The 25,045-nt window shown below is 70.2% G+C and carries 18 protein-coding genes and 4 pseudogenes; 14 read left to right on the plus strand and 8 right to left on the minus strand.

Annotation, left to right across the window (positions count from 1 at the left end; translation table 11 throughout):
• The first annotated feature begins 5 nt into the window (after positions 1-5).
• From ABZ016_RS17975 to ABZ016_RS17990, 4 genes are all read left to right on the plus strand, one after another.
• Positions 6-503, plus strand: coding sequence for an Hsp20/alpha crystallin family protein (locus tag ABZ016_RS17975; RefSeq protein WP_356917598.1), 498 nt, complete (start codon positions 6-8; stop codon positions 501-503).
• A 471-nt stretch (positions 504-974) separates the two neighbouring features.
• Positions 975-2,903, plus strand: a complete 1,929-nt coding sequence (locus ABZ016_RS17980; protein WP_356917599.1) for an MFS transporter — start codon at positions 975-977, stop codon at positions 2,901-2,903.
• Positions 2,904-2,924: 21 nt separating this feature from the next.
• Positions 2,925-3,317, plus strand: a complete 393-nt coding sequence (locus ABZ016_RS17985) for a DUF2267 domain-containing protein (RefSeq protein ID WP_356917600.1) — start codon at positions 2,925-2,927, stop codon at positions 3,315-3,317.
• Between the two features lie 35 nt (positions 3,318-3,352).
• Positions 3,353-3,781 (plus strand): DUF2267 domain-containing protein, encoded by a 429-nt coding sequence (locus ABZ016_RS17990; protein WP_356917601.1) that lies wholly within the window; start codon positions 3,353-3,355, stop codon positions 3,779-3,781.
• A 64-nt stretch (positions 3,782-3,845) separates the two neighbouring features.
• Here the strand turns inward: ABZ016_RS17990 and ABZ016_RS17995 are convergent, their stop codons facing one another.
• On the minus strand, positions 3,846-5,039 hold the full coding sequence (locus ABZ016_RS17995) for a PP2C family protein-serine/threonine phosphatase (RefSeq protein WP_356917602.1): 1,194 nt from the start codon (positions 5,037-5,039) through the stop codon (positions 3,846-3,848).
• A 148-nt stretch (positions 5,040-5,187) separates the two neighbouring features.
• Positions 5,188-5,637, minus strand: coding sequence for a DUF1931 family protein (locus tag ABZ016_RS18000; RefSeq protein ID WP_356917603.1), 450 nt, complete (start codon positions 5,635-5,637; stop codon positions 5,188-5,190).
• A gap of 607 nt (positions 5,638-6,244) precedes the next feature.
• Here ABZ016_RS18000 and ABZ016_RS18005 point away from each other — a divergent pair.
• Together ABZ016_RS18005 and ABZ016_RS18010 are read left to right on the plus strand one after the other, a co-directional pair.
• Entirely contained in the window at positions 6,245-7,348 is a 1,104-nt protein-coding gene (locus ABZ016_RS18005; protein ID WP_356917604.1) for a hypothetical protein, read from the plus strand.
• Between the two features lie 302 nt (positions 7,349-7,650).
• Positions 7,651-8,476, plus strand: a pseudogene (locus ABZ016_RS18010) (FUSC family membrane protein); the annotation flags it as partial.
• Positions 8,477-8,541: 65 nt separating this feature from the next.
• Here ABZ016_RS18010 and ABZ016_RS18015 read toward each other — a convergent pair.
• Positions 8,542-8,931: pseudogene (locus ABZ016_RS18015) on the minus strand (TniQ family protein); the annotation flags it as partial.
• Between the two features lie 285 nt (positions 8,932-9,216).
• Here ABZ016_RS18015 and ABZ016_RS18020 point away from each other — a divergent pair.
• Together ABZ016_RS18020 and ABZ016_RS18025 are read left to right on the plus strand one after the other, a co-directional pair.
• Positions 9,217-9,477, plus strand: a pseudogene (locus ABZ016_RS18020) (helix-turn-helix domain-containing protein); the annotation flags it as partial.
• A gap of 278 nt (positions 9,478-9,755) precedes the next feature.
• Positions 9,756-9,875 (plus strand): annotated as a pseudogene (locus tag ABZ016_RS18025) (universal stress protein); the annotation flags it as partial.
• Positions 9,876-9,880: 5 nt separating this feature from the next.
• On the opposite strand, the gene ABZ016_RS18030 reads toward ABZ016_RS18025, so the two are convergent.
• Complete coding sequence (locus tag ABZ016_RS18030; protein WP_356917605.1) at positions 9,881-10,384, minus strand: flavodoxin domain-containing protein; 504 nt, start codon at positions 10,382-10,384, stop codon at positions 9,881-9,883.
• Between the two features lie 197 nt (positions 10,385-10,581).
• Between ABZ016_RS18030 and ABZ016_RS18035 the strand changes: the two genes are divergently transcribed.
• Positions 10,582-11,607 (plus strand): 6-phosphofructokinase, encoded by a 1,026-nt coding sequence (locus ABZ016_RS18035; RefSeq protein ID WP_356917606.1) that lies wholly within the window; start codon positions 10,582-10,584, stop codon positions 11,605-11,607.
• 4 nt (positions 11,608-11,611) lie between these two features.
• Here ABZ016_RS18035 and ABZ016_RS18040 read toward each other — a convergent pair whose 3' ends face one another.
• From ABZ016_RS18040 to ABZ016_RS18050, 3 genes are all read right to left on the minus strand, one after another.
• Positions 11,612-12,499, minus strand: a complete 888-nt coding sequence (locus tag ABZ016_RS18040) for a universal stress protein (protein ID WP_356917607.1) — start codon at positions 12,497-12,499, stop codon at positions 11,612-11,614.
• A 235-nt stretch (positions 12,500-12,734) separates the two neighbouring features.
• Positions 12,735-13,427, minus strand: a complete 693-nt coding sequence (locus tag ABZ016_RS18045) for a GntR family transcriptional regulator (RefSeq protein WP_356917608.1) — start codon at positions 13,425-13,427, stop codon at positions 12,735-12,737.
• 205 nt (positions 13,428-13,632) lie between these two features.
• On the minus strand, positions 13,633-15,267 hold the full coding sequence (locus ABZ016_RS18050; protein ID WP_356917609.1) for a BCCT family transporter: 1,635 nt from the start codon (positions 15,265-15,267) through the stop codon (positions 13,633-13,635).
• A gap of 330 nt (positions 15,268-15,597) precedes the next feature.
• Between ABZ016_RS18050 and ABZ016_RS18055 the strand changes: the two genes are divergently transcribed.
• The 3 genes from ABZ016_RS18055 to ABZ016_RS18065 all read left to right on the plus strand — a co-directional run bounded on the left by ABZ016_RS18055 (position 15,598) and on the right by ABZ016_RS18065 (position 20,390).
• Positions 15,598-16,446 carry an oxygenase MpaB family protein gene (locus ABZ016_RS18055; protein ID WP_356917610.1) on the plus strand — a complete coding sequence of 283 codons (849 nt, stop codon included), beginning with the start codon at positions 15,598-15,600 and terminating at the stop codon, positions 16,444-16,446.
• A gap of 66 nt (positions 16,447-16,512) precedes the next feature.
• Positions 16,513-18,741 (plus strand): tetratricopeptide repeat protein, encoded by a 2,229-nt coding sequence (locus tag ABZ016_RS18060; protein ID WP_356917611.1) that lies wholly within the window; start codon positions 16,513-16,515, stop codon positions 18,739-18,741.
• A gap of 71 nt (positions 18,742-18,812) precedes the next feature.
• Positions 18,813-20,390 carry an NAD(P)/FAD-dependent oxidoreductase gene (locus ABZ016_RS18065; RefSeq protein WP_356917612.1) on the plus strand — a complete coding sequence of 526 codons (1,578 nt, stop codon included), beginning with the start codon at positions 18,813-18,815 and terminating at the stop codon, positions 20,388-20,390.
• A 4-nt stretch (positions 20,391-20,394) separates the two neighbouring features.
• On the opposite strand, the gene ABZ016_RS18070 is transcribed toward ABZ016_RS18065, so the two are convergent.
• Positions 20,395-22,119 carry a serine hydrolase gene (locus tag ABZ016_RS18070; protein WP_356917714.1) on the minus strand — a complete coding sequence of 575 codons (1,725 nt, stop codon included), beginning with the start codon at positions 22,117-22,119 and terminating at the stop codon, positions 20,395-20,397.
• A gap of 230 nt (positions 22,120-22,349) precedes the next feature.
• On the opposite strand from ABZ016_RS18070, the gene ABZ016_RS18075 reads away from it, so the two are divergent.
• Both ABZ016_RS18075 and ABZ016_RS18080 read left to right on the plus strand, forming a co-directional pair.
• The gene (locus tag ABZ016_RS18075; protein ID WP_356917613.1) at positions 22,350-23,462 is read left to right on the plus strand and encodes a nitronate monooxygenase family protein; all 1,113 of its coding nucleotides are present in this window, start codon (positions 22,350-22,352) and stop codon (positions 23,460-23,462) included.
• On the plus strand, positions 23,459-25,021 hold the full coding sequence (locus ABZ016_RS18080) for an acyl-CoA synthetase (protein WP_356917614.1): 1,563 nt from the start codon (positions 23,459-23,461) through the stop codon (positions 25,019-25,021). The genes ABZ016_RS18075 and ABZ016_RS18080 overlap by 4 nt, the downstream gene beginning before the upstream one ends.
• Positions 25,022-25,045 lie beyond the last annotated feature (24 nt).

Consider the following 25,045-nt stretch of genomic DNA (forward strand, 5'->3'; position numbering starts at 1 on the left):
TGGGAATGGCCACGCCCGTCCGGCGCCACCGCGGTGGCGCAGTGCAGGACAGGCCCATTGGCTGGGCACGCAATCCGTTGACGGAGTTCGACCAACTGCTCAGCGAGATGAGCGGACTGATCGAATCCACGGTGGGAGGCGCGGCGCCCGCAGTCGCGTGGACACCCCTGGCGGATGTCACGGAGGCCGACGACGCCTTCCACATCGAGATCGAACTCCCCGGCGTCAAGAGCAAGGACATCGACGTCGAGGCGAACGGCCAAGAGCTGGTGGTCACCGGAGAGATCAAGGAGAAGGAACGCAAAGGCGTCCTGCGCCGGAGCACCCGCCGCACCGGAGCCTTCGAGTACCGGCTGCGGCTGCCCGGAGAGGTCGACACCGAAAAGATCAATGCGCAGATGTCGGACGGGCTGCTCACCATCACCGTCCCCAAGGCCGAGGTCGCAAAGCCCCGGCACGTCGAGATCAGTGAGACGAGTGAAAGCACCGGGAGCGGCGGCTGAGACGCGACGCCGCGGTTCCGGACACCCGTCCGGAACCGCGGCCGGGCCGGCGAGGCTCGACATCCGGGGTGACTCATGAATGACGTCCCGTATCACACCCCCTCACGGCGGCGGAGGCTCGGCATGTGGCTCGCCACCGGCTCCCTTTCGGCGCCGCAGACGCCAGGCGCGCAGAAGCCGAAGGGGGAGCAGACCCAGCGGGGCTCGTCGGCCCATGTCCGCATGGTCCTCGCGGTCGAATGCCACTGCGTAACGCTCGGCGTCCTGGGCCGTCGGATATCGCTTGCTTCCCTCCGCTCCGCACCCACGTGCGCAGTGCCAGAGCATCGTGTCGCCCTGATGGCGAAAGCGAAAACGGTGTCCCAGAAGGTGGCAGCGCAGCACAGAAGACCACCCTAGGCGGATCGGCCTATTCCGGCCTGTTCTGTCCCTCCAGGCAACGGCCCACGGCCCTGAACGAGGAGGCATGGCATGACCACCACCGCCGAACTCGGCGTCGTCACCACCAAGGTCCCCGCCCGGCTTGACCGGCTGCCGTGGTCCCGATTCCACTGGCGGATCGTCATCGGTCTGGGAACCGTCTGGATTCTGGACGGACTCGAAGTGACGATCGTCGGAGCGGTTGCCGCCCGTATGACCGAGCCGGGCAGCGGCATCAACCTCACCAGCGCCGACGTAGGCACTGCCGCCGCTATCTACGTGGCAGGCGCCTGTGCGGGCGCTCTCCTGTTCGGAAGGCTCACCGACCGCTACGGGCGCAAGAAGCTGTTCCTGCTCACGCTCGGCATCTACATCCTCGCCACCGTCGCGACCGCGTTCGCCCACGACGCCTGGTACCTCTACCTCGCCCGCTTCATCACCGGTATGGGCATCGGCGGAGAGTACGCCGCGATCAACTCGGCCATCGACGAGCTGATTCCGGCCCGCAACCGCGGGCAGGTGGATCTGGCCATCAACGGCAGCTACTGGGTCGGTGCGGCGCTCGGCAGCCTGGTCGCCGTGCTGCTTCTCAACGAGAGTCTGCTGGCAGCCGACCTCGGCTGGCGGCTGGCTTTCGGCCTGGGCGGCATCCTGGGCCTGGGCATCATGCTGGTACGCCGCCATGTGCCGGAGAGTCCGCGCTGGCTGTTCATCCACGGGCATCAAGCCGAGGCTGAACGCATCGTCGACCGGATCGAGGCCGAGGTGCGCCAAGAGACCGGCAGCGAGCTGCCGGAACCGGGCGAGGCGGTCACCGTACGGCAGCGCGACGTCATCCCGTTCAGGGAAATCGCCGGCGCGGCTCTGCGGCGGTACCCCCGTCGCGCCGTTCTCGGTCTGGCGCTCTTCGTCGGACAGGCGTTCCTGTACAACGCGATCGTCTTCGACCTGGGCACGATCCTGAACGGCTTCTTCGACATCGGCTCCGGCTCGATCCCCTACTTCCTGGCCCTCTTCGCCATCGCCAACTTCCTCGGGCCGCTCCTTCTCGGCCGACTGTTCGACACCGTCGGCAGAAAACCGATGATCGCGGGCACCTACTTCGGCTCGGCAGTCGTGGCAGCCGTCCTCGCCGTCCTGCTGGTCAACGGCTCCCTGACGACGTGGCCGTTCTTCCTGCTGGTCTCGCTGACCTTCTTCGTGGCGTCCGCGGGAGCGAGCTCGGCCTACCTGACAGTGAGCGAGGTCTTCCCCATGGAGACCCGAGCCCTGTCCATCTCGCTGTTCTTCGCGATCGGCACGGCCGTGGGCGGAATCACCGGCCCGCTGCTGTTCGGCCACTTGATTCACAGTGGCGATGCGGACCTGGTGGCCATCGGCTTCCTCGTCGGAGCGGCTGCCATGGCGCTGGGCGGGCTGGCCGAGGTCTTCTTCGGTGTCCGGGCCGAACAACAGTCCTTGGAGAACATCGCCCGGCCGCTCACCGCTGAGGAAGCCGAGGCAGCCTGGCGCAACGAGCCCGCGCCACAGGACGCACGAGACCGCCGCCGGCCCGAGCACGTCCGTCAGGCCGCCGACGAGCGGGAACGGCGGATCGCCGACCGCACTGCCCGCCGCCGGGAGCGGGAGCGCGCCGGAGCCCGCCGCTACCGCCCGGGCACCGGACCGGGCAGCCGGATGTACTCGCCGGGGATGGCCGGCACCGCGGGCACAGCAAGCCGTACGTCCGCCATGGCCGAACAACGCCGCGACGACGAGATCGAACAGATCACCCACGCGCTCCGAGAGACCGGCCCGACGAGCCGCGACCAACTCGAACAGGCCGTGGGCGGCCGTTCCTGGGGCCCCGGACGCTTCCACCGTGCCCTGCGTGAGTCCGAGCGGGAGTCCAGGGCCAAGAGCCTTGCCAACGGCAGCTACGCGCCGACGGACGGACGCGGCCAGGCCGACAGCGCACGCGACCCCCATGACCAGCGGTGACCGGCGCAGAAGGAGGCAGAGATGAAATACGACGGATTCCTCGCCCACGTCCGCGAGCGAGGCGAATACAAGGACCAGAGCGAAGCCGCGGACGTCACCAAGGCCGTGCTGGAAGTGCTGGCCCAACGGATCAGCCCGGGAGAGGTCAAGGACCTCGCATCCCAGCTGCCCGGCCCGCTGGGCCAGGTTCTGGACCGTGCCACGCCGCAGCAGGCGCAGAGCTTCGGGATCGAAGAGTTCTACCGCCGGGTCGCCGAGCGCACCGATGCCCGGCCGCGTACGGCGCAGTGGGACGCCAGCGCGGTCCTGACCACCGTTGCCGACGCTGTGACTGGCGGAGAACTGAATCAGATCATCAGCCAACTCCCCTCCAGTTACGCGGTCCTGTTCGGCAAGGCCGACCTCGCGGACTGAGCCCGTGAGGCGCCCAGAACGAAAGGCCCACGAAAATGGTTGATACAGGTTTCTCCTCGTTCGACACCATGGTGGACAAGGCCAATCGGCTCCTCAAAGACGTCGAGGAGGCTTTCGAGTGGCCCAAAGAACGGCGTAAGCAGTCGTACGCGGCACTGCGGGCCGTGCTGCACCCGCTGCGGGATCGTCTCCCGGTCGAGACGGCCGTACAGTTCGGCGCCCAACTGCCGACCATCGTCAGAGGCGTTTACTACGACGGCTGGAGGCCTGCCGACACGCCCGTAAAGATGAGCAACGAGGAGTTCTTCGCACGGGTCCGGAGCGAATTCCCCTACGCCGTCGAAGGCGGCGACGAGAAGCTGGTGCGCACCGTATTGAAAACTCTGGAGCGCCATGTGAGCGCCGGCGAATGGCAGCACCTCAAATCTCGGGTGCCGAACTCGTTTGCCGCGCTCCTGCCGTGACCACCGACTCAGCGTCTGCGCCCGCGGAGTCCGGCGCCACGGCTGCGCCTTGGGGCTCTTGCGGTCAGGGATCAGGGGGCTGCCACTCGAACATCAAGATCGTGGCGTCGTCACTGAGTTCGTTGTGCTGATGCGTGAGGATGGCATGGATGAGCAGGCGCAGCACTTCCGGGGCGCTCTGCCCTGCTGCGGTCGACCGGATGATGTAGTCGGTGAAGCGCTCCAGGCCGAACTCCTCGCCCGCCTCGTCGCGTGACTCCACGACGCCGTCTGAGTAGAGCAGTATTCGGTCACCGGGTTCCAGGCTGACGTCGTGCACCTGACGGGCGGTCCCGGCGAGACTGGCGGGCAGACCCAAAGGAGGCTCAGGTGGCCGCTCCAATGCCTTGTGGAGCAGCCGGTGGTGACGGATGAGCAAGGGAGGCGGGTGACCGCAGTTGCACCACCGCAGCACACCCGTGGGCATGTTCAATTGTGTGAAGACACCCGTGCAGAACTGCTCCGTAAGCCACTTCGCCAGCGCCTCGTCCACGGTGCCCACGAGTTCGTTCAGTTCTGCCCCGCTGCGCCGGGCGTTACGGCAGCCTGCCATGGCTACAGAGGTGGCAAGTCCGGACGCCAGATCGTGCCCCATGCCGTCAAGGATGGTGGCGTGCAGAACGTCCTCGGTGAACGCATGGTCGAAAGCATCGCCGCCCAGTTCGTACGCAGGCTCCAGAACCGCCGTCGACACGACCCGCCCGGTGCCGATCGACCGGGGAGGGAGAAATGCCCTCACCATCTCCGTGGGCAGGTGCATCGGCCTGGTACGCATGCGCTGCGCGATGGTGTCGCTGTAGGTGCGCTTGGACGTGATGATCAGTGCGAGGAGCAGCGCCACCGTTCGGCAGCGCCGTAGCTTGAGCCCGTCCAGGGTGCTCATGTTCAGCTCCACGACGCCCAGCCGCTCCGCTCCGTCGGCCAGGGGCAGCCATACCTTCAGCCCGCCGGAGGGCACTTCTTCCACTCGGAGAGAGTCGGTGCGGTAGGCCCATCCGGCCAGCGAAGTGTCGAGCTCCAGTTCCGGCTCGCCTTCGACTAGCGGCAACAGCAGTCTCTGCTGGATGTCGATCAGGTAGATAACCACGCTGCCCATACCCATGGCCTCGGCATACCGGTTCAGGGCTACGGGCAGTTCCGCAGGTGATGCCAGCTGGGCTGCTCTGACCAGTTCTTCCAGCAGCCGCTCACCGGACCCGACGGACATGTCCCTGTCCATGCCTTCGATGATCCCTTCGAGGACGAGACGTCACAATCTGAGCTCTCCGACGCCCGAGCTGGGGCCGATCAGGTCGCTACGCAGCCGAGGAGGCAGAACGCGCTGACGCTGCTCGGCCGTGGCCTGCACCGCCTGTTCCGGTCGCCACTCACAGCAGGAGGTCGAAGACGGCTCGAGCCTCGTCCCAGTGCTGGGTCTGGGGGTTTTTCAGGTCGGGGTGGAGGATCTTGAAGCTCTGGGCAAGGGCCAGGCTGAGTCCGCCGATGATGTCCGGGTAGGCCGCCTCGGTCTCCTCATCGGGCGTGCGGTCCAGAGCGGGATGGGTGGCGAGCTGTTCCAGGATCGGCTTGAGTTCCATTTCCTGGTCGATCTTCCGGAAGTGGTGAATGCTCTCCTGCAGGCCTTTCGTGATCGGCAGGTCACTGGTCCGGATGATGTCGCGCCCGTTGGCCTTGGCAGTGGCCTGGGCGACGGTCAGCAGATCGTAGAGCTTGACCTCGACGAAGTCGCTGTAGCGCTTGAGATCGTTCTTGTCGACGTTGAGTCCTGCGGCCGCGCGAAAGAACCTCTCGAATCTGGCGATGGACATCACGGTCATGACGGCAACCTCCGGCTGCGGGCGCCGGGTCGCTCCCGGCGCCTGGGGTTCTCAGCCAGCCTGGCCGACGTGGGCGCGCGAACGCATGCGCATGTCGGGCCCAATTAGCCTCCCTGTATTGCCCTGCCAGGCCCAGGCGTCCGAGAGCCCGGGTTGTCGGACGGGCGTGCGGACCCAGCGCAGGGCCGGAGCGCGCTCCGGAGAGGCCGGTGAGCAGCAAGCCAGGGCCGGTTGACTCATCCCTACCACCAGCCGCCCGACCGGACAGGACGTAGCGCTGTGCCTCGCAGGCGTTCTGGATTTCCCGCGTGCCGGCCTCCGGCTCCCGGGCCGGGCACGGAGAGGCGGGGTGGTCGATGGCGCGGCGTGCAGTGCGTGCCGGAGCGGGTGTCCGCGGTGGCACAAGCGATGCCGGCCCGGTGGTGGGAGCAGGCCCTGTGTCGAGAAGACGAGGAGGTCCGGCCGTACTGCCTGCCACCTGCTGGCGGAGGCCAGCGTGTCACGCGGCGTCGACGTTACCTCGGCGGCGTCGGTGGGCACTCGGGACCGCGGGACAGCCGTCTAGGAAGGTCCGCTCATGCGGGTGTCGTCTCAGGGCGTTACGGTCGTGGCTCTCCTGGCTGATCCGGACGCGCCGACGGAGATCGCGCAGCGCATGGCCCGGACACTTCCTGCTCGGCTCGCCGACAAGTCGGGCCAGGGGCGTCGGTTCGACGTCGAGGTCGTCAGTGAGCCCTTCACCTCCGGGACGGAGGACCCGCCCACTTTGATGCGCCGGATCATGGACCGTAGGAGTGCGGAGAACTGGGACATCGTCGTGGCCCTCACCGACCTTCCGCTGCACTCACACGGGCGCAAGCTCGCTGTGAATCTGAACCACGAACACGGCTTGGCGCTGTTCTCTCTTCCTTCACTGGGAGGCCTGCGGCTGCAGACGAGGGCCCGGCGGGCCGTCGAAGAAGCCGTGCTCGGCTTGGCGGGTCCGCGAACTACCGAGGCTGAAGGACCTCCACGAAGTCAGCCGCTTCTGGGGCCCTTCGTCAATCGTCTCGCGCCTGTTCATCCGGGCCGAACCGATGACAAGGAGACCGACGATCTTCGGTACGTCGTCAGCGGGCCGCGCGGTTACCTCCGGGTGCTCGCCGGTATGGTCCGCGCCAACCGGCCGTGGCGGTTGGTGCCGGGCTTGTCGAAAGCCCTGGCGGCCGCACTCGCCACGGGAGCGGTCGCCACCGTAAACTCCACCGTCTGGACCCTGGCCGCGTCCCTCAGCACGCCACGCCTCGTGATTGCCACGGTCGGATCTGTCGCGATCATGATCGGCTGGCTGATCATAGACGCGGAGCTGTGGCATCGATCAACAGAGAGCTCGCCGGAGGCGAGGCAGAGGGCGCGGCTGTACAACGCCTCGACGGTCGTGACCGTGGGTATCGGCGTGCTCGTCTGCTACGTGGGTTTGCTGGTCATCAACTGGGTGTGGGCGCTGTTCATCCTCAACGACCAAGTGTTCGCTTCCGTGACACGAAACCCACTGCACGCCGGGGAGTACTTGACGTTGTCCTGGTTCGTCGCTTCGGTCGCCACCGTCGGCGGCGCGCTGGGATCGGGTTTTGAGAGCGACGAGGCGATCCGGGCAGCCGCCTACTCCAAGCGCGAACAGGAACGTCGCCACACGCTCCAAGACGATCACGGTGACCAGCCCTCGAAGTGAACCGACACCGGCACAACTGGCTCCCGGACACGTGTGCGGCATCGCCGCTCACCGCGGCCCGCGGGCCGGGACTCATGGTCACCTGCGGCGGTCATCCGGACCGATCAACGCCCGCTGAACCAGGGCCGCTCCAGAACAGCCGGTGCTGGGGGTGTGGTCACCGATCGCCCATGTACGCGAGACTGTGCTGATTCACCGGCGGAGGTCGGCTCGGGGGCGCGCGTCCGCCGACCGCGGTGCCGTCAGGAGGCGGCGGCGCGGCCGACGCGGCCCGGCAGGGCGTTCCGGCTGGGCTCACATGGGTGAGGTGGCTGCGGACCTTCGGGGAGGTCGTGCGATCCGGGCTCACGATCGAGGAGGCGCGGCTGGAGCCCCTGCTCGCGCTGCGTACGGCTGCTGGGGTGGCGATTGTCATCGGGTCGGCGCTGTGGCTGGTCTCCCCTGCGTACGCCGCGTCCGCCGCCCTCGGTGCCTACTCCGCGGGTGCGGCCGCCTTCCAGCGCACCTGGCGTCCGCGCAAGGTGATCGCGCTCGGCGCGGGCGCGGGTCTGGCGCTCAGCACCTTCGTGGGCTACCTGGCGGCGGGGCGACTCGTGACGCTCCTCCCGCTGCTGGCCGTATGGGCCTTTGCCGCGGGGATGGCCTGGGCCCTCGGATCGACCGCTGGGATCGTCGCAGCGACGACGGTCGGCAGCATGCTGGTGACCATCACCCTGCCCACGAGCGTCGGACGAGCCCTGGAACACGCCGGGGTCATCGCGCTCGGAGGCATGGCGCAGGCCGTACTGATCTTGCTGTTCCCGATTCGCCGCTGGGGGCGCATCGTGACGCGTTGGCCGACGCTCTGGCCGCCGTGGCTGACTACGCCCGCTGGCTGCGGCACGACCCGACCGCGCCGTTCGACCTGGAGCCGCTGATGACGGCCCGGGACGCGGCCGCCGTGACGCCATCACAGGCCCGCGCCCGGGGCCCCCCGTCCTCCACGGCCCCCGGGGCCTCGCCGAGCGCATCCTGCCGGTCGTCGCCGCGCTCGCCGACCCGGACGTCGGCGCCCCGGCGGAGGGATCCGGGCGGGACCGCGCACGGGAGTTGCTCGATGCGGCCGCCGACGTCCTGGACGCGGCAGCCCACGCGAAGGACATCGGGAGGTGCCAGCGGATGTTCCACGCGCCGCCGAAAGCAGCCTGGACCGGACTGCCGTTGCCACGAAGACACTCGGGGCAGAATCTGGTGGAAGGGTTCACCGCCCAGTTTACTAATGCGCTACGTCCCGTGAACGCTGCATCTGTCTGCACCCGCTGGAGCAGGGGGTAGGTTGAAGCGAACCGTTGCATGGTCATGGAGGCGACTTCCTCCGTCCGCAGTCCAGCCGCCGCTGAGAACTGTGCTGAGACCGCAGCCGGAACAGCGCGCAAGTTGCGGTGGGCGATGGCTGTCTGGAAGGTGCCCAACCCGCACAGCTCACCGATGCGCCAGGGCGAGCGGTCCAGCCGGTAGGCGAGCCGGAGTACATACCCAGGCAGTGACTCTTCGGGGAGCGGGGCGAGACTTCGCGGGAGTACCCTGCGTGTCGGGTGAGTCATCGGTTCGACTCCGCAGCCGGGCTGGTGTCATCGAAGGCCGCAGTACGCTTCTTCTCTGTGCGGAGATGTACACCGTCGGTACAGCACTGCGACTCGCACAGAAGCATCGCGTGTTCGACAGTCCCGCCCGCAGGGAGCGAGGCGAGCCTCAATCGCCGCTTCGTCTTCATGGCGCACAGCATGCTCTTGCCGGAGTGCCCCGACCCTCGAACAGCAGAATTCGAAGTAGAAGTCGCGGATTCAGAGCTTCGATGTGCAGACCGCAGCAGTTGCAGTCCTGATCCGCGGCAACTTCAGCGCGCCATCGATGCAATCTCTCAGCGGATGCTGACGCTGACCGTGCGCCGGCTGGAACGCGACGGGCTGGTAATTCGGACCGTCTACCCAACCGTGCCCGCCCAGGTCGACTACCGACTCACCGAGACCGGCGCAAGCCTGACCCACCTCGTCAAGGCACTGGCCGACTGGTCGCTCGAGCACCGAGACACCATCGCCCATGCCCGCCAGGCTTACGACGCGCAGCATCCCGACAATGAGATCCGATAACCAACGGCGTCAACAACGTCATGACCCGCAACACCTAGCTACGGCGACACGCCCCGTGACCTGCGCTGTACCAAAGTGCCAACTATCTCTCTGATTCCGTATCTCCAGCCGCTGAAGGTAATTGGCATCAGCGCAGGTCACCAACGTTGCCTTGTGTCAACTATCGATCCCGGTCACACCTCCGTCGAACCGATGCGGGCGGTGGTGCGCCCGGACGGCTCGTCCGAGAGCCGGGCCGCCGTCGAACGGGCGGCGAGGCGATCGGGGCCTCCCTCGCGGGCAGTGCCGCGGACCAGCTCGCCAGTTCCTCTCGCGACGTCTCCCTCGTTGTCGTGAGCCGGGGGCGCAGCCGCTTCGGCGCACACATCGGCCCCGTGGCGCACGCCGTCCCGCACCACGGTGGTCAGGCTTCAGGTGTCTGCAGGTCCCTGGCCACCATGGCAGCCCAGGCGCCGATCCGCTCGAAGTCGCGGAAGTCGCCGCCCCTTCCGGAGTTGACGATCATCCGGGCGATGAGTCCCTTGACGTCGCCCTCCAGGCGTCCTCCGAAGGTGACGTGGCCGCGCGGGTCGACGTGGTACATCACCCGTCGAACCCCGGGGGCCGGAGGGATGTTCCGCTCGGACGCCGAGGGGTCGAGGGGTCCGCTGCTGAACAGCCACACCGCCCGCTCGGCCAGGGCTTTGCGATGCCGCCGTGCGAAGCGGCGCGCGTCACGCTGCCAGCGGCCTCCGTAGAGCCCGCCACCGAGGACGACCGCGCCGTACGACGCGAGGTCGGCCACGTCCGAGGCGGGCCGTACGTCGACGTCCAGTCCCTCCTTGGCCAGGATCTCACCGACGTGGTCGGCGATCTCGGCCGTCGAGCCGTTGGTGGAGCCGTAGGCCACCAGCACTTTCCCGTTCATGATCGCTGACCTCCTCACGGTCCCACCCTCAGCCTCGGCCTCGGAAGGCCGCGAGCCGATGGGCCGATCGGGCACGGGGAGGGCCGACGGTCCCGGTCCGTCGCCCCGGCATCCGTCGAGTGGCCGGGGTGGACGGAACGGAGGGAGGCTGGAGGCAGGCGGCGCTCCAGGTGTGCGCGGCGGACGGGAGAAGACCCATGAAGGTCGGAGTACTGACCGGCGGCGGTGACTGCCCCGGCCTCAACGCCGTGATCCGCAGTGTCGTCCGCAAAGGGGTCCAGGAATACGCGTTCGACTTCGTCGGCGTGCGGGACGGCTGGCTCGGTCTGCTCAAGAACGATGTCGTTCCGCTGGACATCTCCAGCGTGCGGGGGATCCTGCCCCGCGGCGGGACCATCCTCGGCTCCTCCCGTACGAACCCGTTCAAGCACGAGGACGGGCTGCGGCGGGTACGGGACACGCTCGCCGCGCACGAGGTGGACGCGCTCGTCGTGATCGGGGGAGAGGACACGCTGGGGGCGGCCACGGAACTCAGCCGGCAGGGGGTCGACCTGGTCGGTGTGCCGAAGACCATCGACAACGACGTCTCGGGCACCGACTACACCTTCGGCTTCAACACCGCCGTCGGGATCGCGACGGAGGCCATCGACCGCCTCCACACCACCGCCGAGTCGCACATGCGCGCCCTGGTCGTCGAGGTGATGGGGCGGCACTCCGGATGGATCGCCCTGCACGCCGGTATCGCCGGCGGCGCCAACGTGATCCTCATCCCGGAGCGGCCGTTCGACATCGACCAGGTCTGTGAACTGGTGAAGCGCCGGTTCGAGATCAACTACGCGCCGATCGTCGTCGTGGCCGAAGGGGCCGTCCCCAAGGAGGGGCAGATGATCCTCAAGGACCGGTCGCTGGACGAGTACGGTCATGTGCGGCTGTCCGGCATCGGCGAGTGGCTGGCCCAGGAGATCTCCGCACGCACCGAGAAGGACGCCCGCACCACGGTCCTGGGCCACATCCAGCGCGGCGGCACCCCGAGCGCCTTCGACCGGTGGCTGGCAACCCGCTTCGGACTGCACGCCATCGACGCGGTCAAGGAAAGGGACTTCGGCCGCATGGTCGCCCTGCGGGGCACGCGGATCGTCCGCCTCCCGCTCGCCGACACCACCGGGAAGAACAAGCTGGTCGATCCGTCGCTGTACGACGAGTTCGACGCGTTCTACGGCTGAACCGTCATGCGCCGTGCGGTACGACCGCCAGCGGGCAGCGGGTGTGGTGCAGTACGGCGTGTGTGACCGGACCCGGCCGGCCTTCGGCCGGCCCGGACCCGGTGCGGCGCCCCACGACGAGCAGGTCCGCGCCCCGCGAGGCGTTCAGGAGCGCTTCCGCGGGGTGCAGCAGCATGACATCGGCGTCGGCCGTCACCTGCGGGTACTTCTCCTGCCACGGACGCAGGGCGTCGGCGAGCCCCAGAACCTCCTGGTCCTCCCAGGTCGCGCGGTCCTCCTCGGTCACCACGAGGGTCCGGGACGAGACGGACTCGGCGGGCAGGGCCCACGCCTGCACCACACGCAGCCGCGCCGCGCGTGCCCCGGCGGCCGAGAAGGCGAAGTCGGCCACTTCACCGGCCGGCCGGTGCGCGTCGAAACCCAGCACGACCTGGCCGGTGCCGTGTGCCGTGGGCGCCCGGTCCGTGAAGGGACCGGTACGCGCAGGGACGAACACGGTGGGGCAAGGGGCCGCCGCCGCCGTCCGCAGGGCCACCGAGCCGACCGCCAGCCCCGCGAAACCGCCGGTCCCGCGGGTGCCGACGACGAGGAGTCCGGCGTCATGCGCCGCGGCGAGGAGAGCCACGGCCGGGGCGTCGTCGGCCTGCGCGCACTCCACCCGGAGGTCCGGGTGGCGATCGGTGAGGTCGGCGACCGTCCGCTGGAGCAGCGCGGCGCCGACGTGCTGCAACCGGTCCAGGGCCGCGCCGGGAACAGTGGCTCCCGGGAGCGGCGGGGACGCGTGGAGCAGCCGTAGCGCAACGCCACGCAGCAGGGCTTCCTGCGCCGCCCAGTCGGCTGCCCCGGCGGCGCACTCGGACCCGTCGATGCCCGCCAGTACAGGGGGACGCATCCTGGCCTCCTTCGTCCGGCCCGCCGTCGCGGGCGCCCGCAGGCCCATGGCTCCTCTCCTCCACTGTTCCATGGCGGTTCCGCTCCGGCGCCCGGACCGCGGCATGGACCGCAGCGGTTCCGGCCGCCCCGGATCAGCGCTCCGCCACGCGCTCCCCAGGGTTGCCCTGACTCGGGTCTGTGCGGCCGGACGACCGGGAGCGCAGGGGGCGGATTCTTCGGCCGTGGCCCTCGCCTCACCCTCGCTCCGGGGACTCCTCCCTGGCCGCGAGGCCCGCCATCAGGGCCAGCCGGCTGGCGCGCACATGGTCGCGCATGACCCGCTCCGCGCTGTCGCCGTCCTTGGCGATGATCAGCTCGACGACGTTGTGGTGCTCGCGGTCGGACTGCAGAGCGCGACCGGGCTGGCTGAGGGACGTGGCCACGAGCCGGGAGTACGCCAGCTGGTTCATGAGGATGCGGTAGTGGGCTTCGAGCTTGTGGTTGTCGGCGCCGGTGATCAGCAGGTCGTGGAACTCGCCGACGAGCTTGGCGTAGCGCTCCTTGTCGTCTGCGGCGACGGCGGCGTCGGCCTCGACGAGGTTCTGCTCGAGGCGGTCCAGCTCCGGGACCCGCCCGCGCCGGGCGAACAGCCGAGCCGCCGCGCCTTCGAGCAGTTCCTTCATCTCGAACAGCTCGGTGATCTCCCGGCGGGAGGGCGCGGTGACAAAGGTCCCGACCCGGGGCCGGATCTCGACGAGCCCCTCGGTCTGGAGCTGCTTGAGCGCCTCCCGCACGGGAGTACGGCTGACCCCGAAGGACTCGGCCAGCGCGATCTCCGACAGGTTGGCCCCCGCCGGGAGGTCACCGCTGATGATGCGGCGGCGCATCTCGGCGATCACACGGCCCTGCATGCTGCCGTTGGCGCCCGCCCGTTCGGATCTGCTCATCTGGCCTTCCCCTGATCGGCTGTGTGGACGGCGTTCAACTTAGAGCGGTGAGCTCGCCGCCGTCGAAAAACCCCCGGCGCCGTGGACCTTCGGCGGAAGCGCTCGCGGATCTCCACCTCCATTGTGGCGCTGCCACGGTCGATCAACGGGCTGCCGGACCGGCCGGGTTGCCGGTCTCTTCGTCGCGGATGCGCAGGGGCGGGGATCAGCCGACCGGTTCGGCATCGGCGGCTTCGCCGCGGTTCTCGGTCATGGCCGACGGGACGTCGGTGCTCCTGTCCTGCGGAGCTCGCGGCGCCGTCGTCGCCCTGCGGTCGGCGGCCAGTTCCTTCCAGAAGGAGACCGCGAGGCCGGCGATGATGACGAGGAAGGGTGCCGAGGTGACGATCACCGTGTTCTGCAGGGCGTTGAGGCCGCCGGCGAGCATCAGGGCGATCGAGGTGACACCGGTGAGCACGCCCCACAGGACGAGGACCGAGCGGCGGGGGTGCAGTGATCCGTCGGAGGTCATCATGCCGAGGACGTAGGTGTTCGCGTCGGCGCCGGAGACGAAGAACATGACGACCAGCAGGATGGCGATCACCGAGGTCACGCTCGCCAGCGGGAAGTGGTCGAGGGTGGCGAAGAACGCGCTGTTGATGTCCGCGGCGGTCTGCTTGGCGATCGTGCCGTCCTCGAACATGTCGACGTGGATGGCGGTCCCGCCGAAGACGGTGAACCAGGTGAAGAAGACCGCGGTGGGGACGACGAGGACGCCCATGATGAAGCCGCGGATGGTGCGCCCCCGGGAGATGCGGGCGAGGAAGACCCCGACGAAGGCTCCCCAGGAGACCCACCAGGCCATCATGAAGTAGGTCCACCACTGCATCCATTCGAGGCCCCCGAAGGCGGTGCCCTGCAGGCTCATCCGGAAGAAGTCGGACGCCCACGTGCCCACGGACTCGATGTACAGGTTGGCCAGGAACACCGCCGGCCCGACGACCAGGACGAAGACGAACAGCGCGATGGCGAGGATCGTGCTGCCCTGGCTGAGCAGCTTGATGCCCTTGCTGACACCGGTCACGGCGGAGAGCGTGAAGACGGTGGTGACGAGGGCGATGATCAGCACCTGGCTGACGGAGTTGACGGGCACGCCGAAGAGTGAGCCGAGCCCGTTGTTGACCTGGAGGGCACCGAGCCCGAGGGACGTGGTCGTGCCGAACAGTGTCGCGAACACCGCGAGGATGTCGATGGTCTTGCCCACCGGCCCGTTCACGCGGTCGCCGAGCAGCGGGTGGAAGAGCTGGCTGACCAGCGCCCGGCGCCCCTTGCGGAAGGTCGAATAGGCGATGCCCAGGCCGAAGACCGCGAAGATCGCCCAGGCGTGCAGTCCCCAGTCGAAGTAGGAGTACTGCATCGCCCGGATCGCGGCCTCGGGCGTGCCCGCCTCGGCAAGGCCGTGCGGCGGTGCGGCGAAGTGCGAGATGGGTTCGGCGACACCGTACGACACGAGGCCGATGCCCATGACCGCGCTGAGGATCATCGCGAACCAGGCGGGGGTGGAGAACTCGGGGCGGTCGTGGTCCTTGCCGAGCCGGATGTCGCCGGCCGGGCTGAAGGCGAGGAAGACCAGGAAGACCAGGAGGGCCAGGGTCACCACGAGGTAGGCCCAGCCGAAGGTCGACGTCACCCAGTTCAGCGATGCGTTCGTCACCTCGGTGAGGTTGTCGGTGAACAGCATGGCCCAGGCGACGAAGAGGGCCGAGACGCCGACCGAGGTCCAGAACACCGAACCGAGCCGGCCCGTCCCGGGGGCTTCGGGTGCGGCGGTCTCCGGGTGCTCCGTGGTGTGACTGGGCATGAGCCGCTCCTTGTGCACGGTGGCAACAGTCAAGCCAGGGCTGCTTGCATGCCAGTGGACGGTATGTATGCCACAAGAGACTGTCAAGGAGTCACGTCGAGTGAATTCAGAACCGGCGGTAGATGCCTATTTTTCCCCTTTGTTCAGTGGCGTGACGGGGCGGAGCTGCCATTTTCCAGGGGTGAAGGTCCGTGGGTTGACGACGCCGCGCGCAGCCATCTACGTTCACTTGCATGCCACAGGGTGGGGCTTGCCCGTGGTGCCGAACCCGGCAGTATCGACCGGCTGTTCGACGTATGCCATCGTGGGCGCCGGGCGGAGGTGAGTCGCATGACCGGCGCGGACCCCGGGCTGTTCGGTCCCGGTTCGGTGACCTGGCAGGTGCACGGAGACCCCATGATGTGGATCGCCGGCATCCGGGCCCTCTACCTCCAGGCCCTGCACCCCCGCGCGGTACGCGGAGTCATGCAGAACTCCGACTTCCGGCGGGACGCCTGGGGCCGACTGATGCGCACCGCGAACTTCGTCGGCACGGCGACCTACGGCACCACCGAAGCCGCGGAGCGGGCGGGCGCCCGCGTCCGGAAGATCCACAGCATGCTGACGGCGACCGACCCGGGCACCGGAGAACGCTACGGCGTCGACGAACCCGGCCTGCTGCTGTGGGTGCACTGCGCCGAGATCGACTCCTACCTGGACGTCCTGCGCCGATCCGGATTCCGCCTCACCGACGCCGAGGCCGACCGCTACATCGGCGAACACCGGCAGAGCGCACGCCTGGTGGGCCTCGACCCCGCCGCCGTCCCGGCGGACCGGGCCGAACTCGCCACGTACTTCGAGAAGGTGCGCCCCGAACTGTCCGCCGGACCCGAGGCACGCGAGGTGGACGACTTCCTGCTCCGCCCGCCGACGCATCCCCTTCTCGTACCGGCGCGCGAGGTGCTGTGGCGGCGCGTGGCACACCTGGCGTACGCCTCTCTGCCGCCGTACGCCCACGAGCTCTACGGCAGGCCGGCCCCCGAACCCGCCACCGTCACCCGGCAACTGCGCCTCACCGGTCTCCTGCTGCGCCGCGTTCCCGCACGTCTGCGGTGGCAACTCCCGCCGAAACACATCCTGCGGGCCATGGCGAGGCTCGGACCCGACGCGCGCCCGGCACCGTACAAACTCGGACGATAGGCCGCCATACTGGGTGGGCCATGGGGTGGGGCGGGCGAACGGCTACCGGGGGGAGCGTCGCGCGACATGGGGGACAGCAGACTCATCCAGGGCCGGTACCGGCTGCTCGACCTGATCGGGCGCGGCGGCATGGGCGAGGTGTTCCGGGCCCGGGACGAGTCCCTGGGCCGGCACGTCGCCGTCAAGTGCCTCAGACCGCCGGGCCCCCAGCACGACCACGCCTTCACCCGCGTACTGCGGGAGCGGTTCCGCCGCGAGGCCCGGGTGGCCGCCGCCCTCCAGCACCGCGGCATCACCGTCGCGCACGACTTCGGCGAGTCCGACGGCGTCCTCTACCTCGTCATGGAGCTCCTGGACGGCCGCAACCTCAGCCAGCTCCTGGAGGACAACAAACAGCACCCGCTGCCCGTCACGGACGTCGTCGAGATCGCCGAGCAGGTCGCCGCCGCCCTCGCCTACTGCCACGAACAGGGCATCGTCCACCGCGACCTGAAGCCCGCCAACATCGTGCGGATCGGCGACGGCACAGTGAAGATCTGCGACTTCGGCATCGCCCGCCTCGGCCACGACATCGGCTTCACCTCCCGGCTGACCGGCACCGGCATCGCCATGGGCACCCCGCACTACATGTCCCCGGAGCAGATCAGCGGCAGCGAGGTCGACCAGCGCAGCGACCTGTACTCGTTCGGCTGCGTGCTGTACGAGATCGCCACCGGCGTACCGCCGTTCGACCTCGACGACGCCTGGGCGATCCTCGTCGGCCACCGCGACACCCCGCCCCGCCCACCGCGCGAACACCGTCCCGAGCTGCCCGAGTTCCTCGAGCACGTCATCCTGGACCTGCTCGCGAAGGAGCCCGCAAAGCGCCCCGGCGACGCCCGCGAGCTGGCCCGTCGCATCAGCGCGCACCGGGCCGCGCCGGGGTACGTGCCGGCCGTGCCGGCGGCCCGGCACGCCCCGGAAGCGATGGCGCACGCGGGACGACTGCCGTCCTGGACCCACGGTATGACCACCGGTCACAAGGCGGCCGGCACCGGGCTGCGCACCACGCCCCCGGACCCGGCGGCCGGACTGTCCGGCGAGTGGATCGCGCGGCCCGCCACCGGCCCCGCCGAGGAACCCGTCCCCGGCCGGCGGCCCGCCCCGTCCCCGGAGGCCCTGACCGCCCTGGCCGCCCGGCACAACGCGGGCCTCAGCCTCGGCCGGCTCGGCCGCTGGGCGGAGGCGGGGGAGGTGCACCGGGCGGTCGCCGCCGAACGCGAGCACCTCCTCGGCCCCGACCACCCCGACACCCTCGCCAGCCGCTACGAGGCGGCCTTCACCCTGAGCCGCACCGGCCGCGCCGCGGACGCCCTGCGCGAGTACAAGCACGTCACCGAGGCGAGGATCCGCATGCTCGGCGCCGACCACCCCGACACCCTGGCCGCACGCCAGGAGATGGCCTACGCGCTCGGCCGGCTGGGCCGCGCTTTCGACGCCCACCGGGTCTACACCTCGGTGCTCACCGCCCGCGAGCGCACCATGGGCCCCGACCACCCCGACACCCTGCGCTGCCGGCACAACCTCGCCTTCAACCTCAGCCGCCTCGGCCGCCTGGAGGACTCCCACCGCATGGCCCGCGAGGTGGCCGCCGCCCGCGCCCGGGTGCTCGGGCCCGACCACCCCGACACCCTCGTCACCCGCTACGAGGTGGCCTACGCGCTCGGCCAGCTGGGCCGCTGGGCCGAGGCCCTGGAGACCTATCAGGAGGTCGCCGAGGCCCGCTCCCGCGCCCTCGGCCCGGACCACCCCGACACCCTCGCCGCCCGGCACGAGATCGGCATCAGTCTGGGTCGCCTCGGCCGCAGCGCGGAAGCCCTGGACGTCTACCGTGACCTGGCCGAGGACCGCGCCCGCGTCCAGGGCCCCGCTCATCCCGAGACCCTGCGCGCCCGCCACGGCCGCTGCGTCAACCTGGGGCGGCTCGGCCGCTGGGAGGAGGCCCTCGCCGAGTCCCGCGACGTCAGCGCGATCCGCGAGCGGGTGCTCGGGCCCGACCACCCCGACACCCTCGTCAGCCGCCGGGAGGTCGCCGTCGGCCTGGGCTGGCTGGGCCGCTGGGCCGACGCGCTCACCGACTACCGGCAGGTGGCCGCGGCCCGCGAACGCGTCCTCGGCCCGGAACACCCCGACACCCTCGCCAGCCGCAACGACGAGGCGCACTGCCTCCAGCAACTGGGCCGGACCACCGAGGCGGCCGCGCTGTACCGCAGGGTGGCCGAACTGCGAGAGCGGCGCGCGCAGGGCGGGCGGTGAGGTGCCGTCGGCGCACCGAGCAACCGGCCGCCCGTCTGGCCGACCCGGATCACCCCGTGTTACGAAGAACCATGACCGCACCCCTGGCATCCCGCGCACACCGGACGTACGACGCCGTCATCGTCGGCGGTGGCCACAACGGCCTGGTCGCCGCCGCCTACCTGGCCCGTGCGGGCCGCTCCGTGCTCGTGCTGGAGCGGCTGGACCACACCGGCGGTGCGGCGGTCTCCACGCGGCCCTTCGCCGGGGTGGACGCCCGGCTGTCCCGCTACTCGTACCTGGTGAGCCTGCTGCCCAGGAAGATCGTGCGGGACCTCGGCCTGGACTTCCGGGTCCGCACCCGCACCGTCTCCTCCTACACGCCCGCCGACCGCGACGGCCGGCCCACCGGGCTCCTCGTCGGCGGCGGCGAACGGCGGACCAGGGAGGCGTTCGCCCGGCTCACCGGCTCCGACCGCGAGTACCGAGCCTGGCAGGACTTCTACGGCATGACCGGTCGCGTCGCCCAGCGGGTCTTCCCGACCCTCACGGAGCCCCTGCCCACCCGAGAGGAACTGCGGCGCCGCCTCGACGACGAGGAGGCCTGGCGCAAGCTGTTCGAGGAGCCGATCGGTGTCGCCGTCGAAGAGCACTTCGCCGACGACCTGGTGCGCGGCGTGGTCCTCACCGACGCGCTCATCGGTACCTTCGCCGACGCCCACGACCCCTCGCTGAAGCAGAACCGCTGTTTCCTCTACCACGTGATCGGCGGCGGGACCGGCGACTGGGACGTGCCGGTCGGCGGCATGGGCGCCCTCACCGACGCCCTCGCCGACGCGGCCCGCGCCGCGGGCGCGGTCCTCGCCACCGGCCATGAGGCACTGCGCGTCGCCACCGACGGCCGTTCCGCCGAGGTCACCTACCGCACGGCGGACGGCGAAGGCACCGTCGCCGCCCGGCACGTCCTGGTGAACGCCTCCCCGCAGGCCCTGGCGGAACTGACCGGCGACACGCCCCCGGCGCCCGCCGCGGGAGCCCAGCTGAAGGTGAACATGCTGCTACGGCGGCTGCCCCGGCTGCGTGACAGCGCCGTCGACCCGCGCGAGGCGTTCGCCGGCACCTTCCACATCGCCGAGGGCTACGACCAGCTGGCAACCGCTCACGCCCAGGCCGCCGCGGGGGACCTGCCCGCCGCGCCGCCCTCGGAGATCTACTGCCACTCGCTCACCGACCCGACCATCCTCGGCCCCGACCTGGCCGACCAGGGCTACCAGACCCTCACGCTCTTCGGTCTGCACACCCCGGCCCGCCTGTTCGAGCGGGACAACGACGCCGTACGCGAGGACCTCCTGAAGTCGACCCTCGCCCAGCTCGACGCCCACCTGGCCGAACCCCTCGCCGACTGTCTGGCCACCGACGCCGACGGACGCCCCTGCATCGAGGCCAGGACCCCGCTCGACCTGGAGCGGGACCTCGGGCTGCCCGGCGGCAACATCTTCCACCGCGAGCTGAGCTGGCCCCACGCCCAGGACGGCACCGGCCGCTGGGGTGTGGAGACCCGGCACGCGAACGTGCTGCTGTGCGGGGCCGGCGCGGTGCGCGGGGGCGGTGTGAGCGGGGTGCCGGGGCACAACGCGGCCATGGCGGTCCTGGAGAAGACCCCCGAGTGACCCCTCAATCGGCCGCTCGTGTCCACCCCACGACCTTCAGACGCGTCGCGTCCGCAGGGCGCTTCTCGTCGAACAGGACGCGCCGGGACGCCTCCACACGCAGCCCGTCCACGTAACAACCGCGCCCGACATAGAGCCGGTCCGTCGCGTACCGCCAGCGCAGGGCGAGTCCGCGCGCGGCGGGGAGGTCGGCGGTGAGCCCGTGCCAGACGCGGCCGGACCAGCCGGTGACCGAGCCCGACGGGTGCTGCCCGGGATCCGCACCGCGGCGGGACGTCGTGAAGGGCACCGGCTGCCAGCTCGTGCCGCCGTCGGCCGAGGCCTCGAGGACCAGGACGTCGGCCTTCGGCTCGGTGTCCCACCACAGGGCGCAGCGCAGCCGTGCCCCGCCGGAGGACGTGTCGAGCGTGGGGAGGGTGAGCGTGGCCGTGGCGGAGACCGCCATCCCGGAGAACCAGGCGGTGTGCCCCCGCTCCGGCCGGACCGGCACGGCCCGCGCGAGGTTGTTCGCCGCCGCGACCCGGGGCGCGGATCCGGAACGCCAGCTCCGCACCGGATGCACCGAGTTGCCGAGGACCACCAGGAACGAGTCGGTCGTCGGGTCGAGCACCAGCGACGTGCCCGTGAAGCCGGTGTGTCCGGCCGTGCGCGGCGTGGCCATCGCGCCCATGTACCAGTGCTGGTAGAGCTCGAAGCCGAGGCCGTGCTCGTCCCCGGGGAACGCGGTGTTGAAGTCGGTGAACATCAGCTCCACCGACTCGGGCGTGAGGATGCGGGCCCGCCCGTAGGCACCTCCGTTGAGCAGCGTCCGGCCGAGGACCGCGAGGTCCCAGGCGTCGGAGAACACGCCCGCGTGGCCCGCGACCCCGCCCAGGCTGAAGGCGTTCTCGTCATGCACCTGGCCCCACACCAGGCCCCGGTCGAGACCCGACCACGGCGGGCGCGCGTCCTCCGTGGCCGCGATCTTGGGGCGCCAGGAGGCGGGCGGGTTGTAGCGGGTGCGGCGCAGACCGAGCGGCGCGGTGATCTCGTCCCGCAGGAGGGTGTCGAGGCTACGGCCCGTGATCCGCTCCAGCACCAGCTGGAGCGAGATGAGGTTCAGGTCCGAGTAGAGGTACGCGGTGCCCGGGGCGCTCACCGGCTTCTCGTCCCAGATGAGCTGGAGCTTCTCCTGGTACGTCGGCGCGCTGTACAGCGGGATCCAGGCGCGGAAGCCCGAGGTGTGGGTGAGGAGCTGACGGATGGTGATGTCCTGCTTGCCTGCGCGTGAGAAGTCCGGCAGGTACGAGGCGACCTTCGCCTCCAGCTCCAGCCCGCCCCGCTCGATCTGCTGCACGGCGAGGATCGAGGTGAACAGCTTCGACACCGATGCCAGGTCGAAGACGGTGTCCTCAGCCATGGGGATCTGCTCGTCCGCGGGGAACTCGACGCCGGTGTCGGTCTTCTCGTCGTAGGCCCGGTAGCGCACCGCCATGCCGATGGGCCGGTGCAGTGCGACGGTGCCGCCGCGTCCGGCGAGCAGGACGGCGCCCGCGTACCAGGGGTGTGCGGGGGAGGGGCCGAGGAAGGCCTCCGCGTCGCTGACCAGCCGGCGCAGATGCGAGCCGAGCAGCCCGGCGCGTGCGGCGGAGCCGTGCCGCAGGGTGGGGCGGTGGCCGGTCGCCGACGGTGCGGCTTCGGCGGGGCCGGCGGGCAACGGCGCGAGGGCGAGCGCACCGCCCAGGGCCATGCCCGCTCTGCCCAGTTGACGTCGGGTCAGTTCAGCGCTCGCCGGTCTGTCGGTCACCGCACGCCCCTTCTCCTCAACCGCATCGCCTGTCCCGTGAAGTATGTCCGTCGCAGGCCTGCGCACATAGACGGCGCACATGAACCGCCGACGAGGCTGAATCCGACTCAGCAAATCTGACGGGGTATCAGAAACCCCTTCCGTCCTCCGCAGGACTCCGGCATCCTGCGCCCATGCAGACGGAGCTGAGCCAGAAACTGGGAGTTGAGCACGCCGTCTTCGGCTTCACGCCGTTTCCCGCCGTCGCCGCGGCCATCAGCAGGGCCGGCGGCTTCGGCGTGCTCGGCGCGGTCCGCTACACCGACCCCGACGAGCTCAAGCGCGACCTGGACTGGGTCGAGGCGCACGTGGACGGCCGGCCGTACGGCCTGGACGTCGTGATGCCGGCGAAGAAGGTGGAAGGTGTCACGGAAGCGGATGTCGAAGCGATGATCCCCGAAGGGCACCGGCAGTTCGTCCGGGACACCCTCGCCGAGCACGGTGTGCCCGGGCTCGCCGAGGGGGAGGCCTCCGGCTGGCGCATCACCGGCTGGATGGAGCAGGTCGCCCGCACCCAGCTCGACGTCGCCTTCGACTATCCGATCCGGCTCCTCGCCAACGCCCTCGGCTCCCCGCCCGCCGACGTCGTGGCCCGCGCCCACGACCAGGACGTCCTCGTCGCGGCCCTCGCGGGCAGCGCCCGGCACGCCCGCAAGCACAGGGACGCCGGGATCGACATCGTCGTGGCGCAGGGCTACGAGGCCGGCGGCCACACCGGCGAGATCGCCTCCATGGTGCTCACACCCGAGGTCGTCGACGCCGTCGCGCCCCTGCCGGTCCTGGCCGCCGGTGGCATCGGCAGCGGACAGCAGGTGGCTGCCGCACTCGCTCTCGGGGCCCAGGGTGTGTGGCTGGGCTCCATATGGCTGACCACCACCGAAGCGGACCTCCACTCACCCGCCCTGACCCGCAAGCTCCTCGCGGCCGGCTCCGGCGACACCGTCCGCTCCCGCGCGCTGACCGGCAAACCCGCACGTCAGCTGCGTACCGAGTGGACCGACGCATGGGACGACCCCGCCGGACCCGGCACCCTGCCCATGCCGCTGCAGGGCCTGCTCGTCGCCGAGGCCGTGTCACGCATCCAGAAGTACGAGGTCGAACCCCTGCTCGGCACGCCGGTCGGGCAGATCGTCGGCCGGATGAACAGCGAACGCAGCGTCCAGGTCGTCTTCGACGACCTCACCCGCGGCTTCGAACAGGCCGTGGACCGCGTCAACCGCATCGCCGGAAGGAGCGGCCAGTCATGAGCACACCGGTGAGCACACCCCCGGCGGGCTTCTGGGCCCAGGCCACACAGGACCCCCGCCGCAGGGTGCTCGTCGCGCCCGACGGCGAGGAGTGGACCGCCGGACGCCTGCACGCCGCCGCCAACCGGCTCGTGCACGGCCTGCGCGCGGCCGGGCTGGAACGCGGCGATACCTTCGCGGTGGTCCTGCCCAATGGGGTCGAGTTCCTCACCGCTTATCTCGCCGCCAGCCAGGCCGGGCTCTACCTCGTCCCCGTCAACCACCACCTGGTCGGGCCGGAGATCGCCTGGATCGTCTCCGACTCCGGCGCGAAGGTCCTGCTCGCCCACGAGCGCTTCGCCGACGCCGCACGTCACGCCGCCGACGAGGCCGGCCTGCCCGTCACTCACCGGTACGCCGTCGGCCCGGTCGAGGGCTTCCGGCCCTTCGCCGAACTCCTCGGCGGACAGCCCGAGTCGGCGCCGTCGGACCGCACTCTCGGCTGGGTCATGAACTACACCTCGGGCACCACAGGCCGCCCCCGCGGCATCCGCCGCCCGCTGCCCGGCAAACCACCGGAGGAGGCCTACCTCGGCGGCTTCCTCGGCATCTTCGGCATCCGGCCGTTCGACGACAACGTGCACCTGGTCTGCTCGCCGCTGTACCACACCGCCGTTCTCCAGTTCGCCGGCGCGTCCCTGCACATCGGCCACGAACTGGTCCTGATGGACAAGTGGACGCCCCAGGAGATGCTCCGCCTCATCGACGGTCATCGCTGCACCCACACCCATATGGTTCCCACCCAGTTCCACCGCCTCCTGGCCCTGCCGGACGAGGTGAAGGACCGCTACGACGTCTCGTCCATGCGGCACGCCATCCACGGCGCCGCCCCCTGCCCCGACCACGTGAAACGGGCCATGCTCGACTGGTGGGGTCCCTGCGTGGAGGAGTACTACGCGGCCAGCGAGGGCGGCGGTGCCTTCGCCACCGCCGAGGACTGGCTGAAGAAGCCCGGCACCGTCGGCAAGGCCTGGCCCATCAGCGAACTCGCGATCTTCGACGACGACGGGAAGCGGCTGCCGCCCGGCGAACTCGGCACCGTCTACATGAAGATGAACACCGGCGGGTTCTCCTACCACAAGGACGACGCCAAGACCCGAAAGAACCGCATCGGCGACTTCTTCACCGTGGGCGACCTCGGCCATCTCGACGAGGACGGCTACCTCTTCCTGCGCGACCGCAAGATCGACCTGATCATCTCCGGCGGCGTCAACATCTACCCCGCCGAGATCGAGTCGGCCCTGCTCGCCCACCCCGCCGTCGCGGACGCCGCCGTCTTCGGCATCCCGCACGACGACTGGGGCGAGGAGGTCAAGGCCGTCGTCGAACCGGCCCCCGGACACCGGCCCGGCCCGGCCCTCGCGGCCGACCTCCTCGACCACTGCGCACACCGGCTCGCCGGGTACAAGCGGCCCAGGAGCGTCGACTTCGTCGCCGAGCTGCCCCGCGACCCCAACGGCAAGCTGTACAAGCGGCGGCTGCGGGAACCGTACTGGGAGGGCCGGACCCGGCCCGTGTGAGGTGGCACCACCGCTGAAGGGGTG

The organism is Streptomyces sp. NPDC006372 (assembly GCF_040612515.1).
GTDB lineage: Bacteria > Actinomycetota > Actinomycetes > Streptomycetales > Streptomycetaceae > Streptomyces.

What these genes read in the sequence shown, in the direction of transcription:
- ABZ016_RS17975 (WP_356917598.1), top strand. Translation starts at nt 6, where the DNA reads ATGGCCACGCCCGTCCGGCGCCACCGCGGTGGCGCAGTGCAGGACAGG.
- ABZ016_RS17980 (WP_356917599.1), top strand. Translation starts at nt 975, where the DNA reads ATGACCACCACCGCCGAACTCGGCGTCGTCACCACCAAGGTCCCCGCC.
- ABZ016_RS17985 (WP_356917600.1), top strand. Translation starts at nt 2,925, where the DNA reads ATGAAATACGACGGATTCCTCGCCCACGTCCGCGAGCGAGGCGAATAC.
- ABZ016_RS17990 (WP_356917601.1), top strand. Translation starts at nt 3,353, where the DNA reads ATGGTTGATACAGGTTTCTCCTCGTTCGACACCATGGTGGACAAGGCC.
- ABZ016_RS17995 (WP_356917602.1), bottom strand. Translation starts at nt 5,039, where the DNA reads ATGGACAGGGACATGTCCGTCGGGTCCGGTGAGCGGCTGCTGGAAGAA.
- ABZ016_RS18000 (WP_356917603.1), bottom strand. Translation starts at nt 5,637, where the DNA reads ATGACCGTGATGTCCATCGCCAGATTCGAGAGGTTCTTTCGCGCGGCC.
- ABZ016_RS18030 (WP_356917605.1), bottom strand. Translation starts at nt 10,384, where the DNA reads ATGAACGGGAAAGTGCTGGTGGCCTACGGCTCCACCAACGGCTCGACG.
- ABZ016_RS18035 (WP_356917606.1), top strand. Translation starts at nt 10,582, where the DNA reads ATGAAGGTCGGAGTACTGACCGGCGGCGGTGACTGCCCCGGCCTCAAC.
- ABZ016_RS18040 (WP_356917607.1), bottom strand. Translation starts at nt 12,499, where the DNA reads ATGCGTCCCCCTGTACTGGCGGGCATCGACGGGTCCGAGTGCGCCGCC.
- ABZ016_RS18045 (WP_356917608.1), bottom strand. Translation starts at nt 13,427, where the DNA reads ATGAGCAGATCCGAACGGGCGGGCGCCAACGGCAGCATGCAGGGCCGT.
- ABZ016_RS18050 (WP_356917609.1), bottom strand. Translation starts at nt 15,267, where the DNA reads ATGCCCAGTCACACCACGGAGCACCCGGAGACCGCCGCACCCGAAGCC.
- ABZ016_RS18055 (WP_356917610.1), top strand. Translation starts at nt 15,598, where the DNA reads ATGACCGGCGCGGACCCCGGGCTGTTCGGTCCCGGTTCGGTGACCTGG.
- ABZ016_RS18060 (WP_356917611.1), top strand. Translation starts at nt 16,513, where the DNA reads ATGGGGGACAGCAGACTCATCCAGGGCCGGTACCGGCTGCTCGACCTG.
- ABZ016_RS18065 (WP_356917612.1), top strand. Translation starts at nt 18,813, where the DNA reads ATGACCGCACCCCTGGCATCCCGCGCACACCGGACGTACGACGCCGTC.
- ABZ016_RS18070 (WP_356917714.1), bottom strand. Translation starts at nt 22,119, where the DNA reads ATGGCCCTGGGCGGTGCGCTCGCCCTCGCGCCGTTGCCCGCCGGCCCC.
- ABZ016_RS18075 (WP_356917613.1), top strand. Translation starts at nt 22,350, where the DNA reads ATGCAGACGGAGCTGAGCCAGAAACTGGGAGTTGAGCACGCCGTCTTC.
- ABZ016_RS18080 (WP_356917614.1), top strand. Translation starts at nt 23,459, where the DNA reads ATGAGCACACCGGTGAGCACACCCCCGGCGGGCTTCTGGGCCCAGGCC.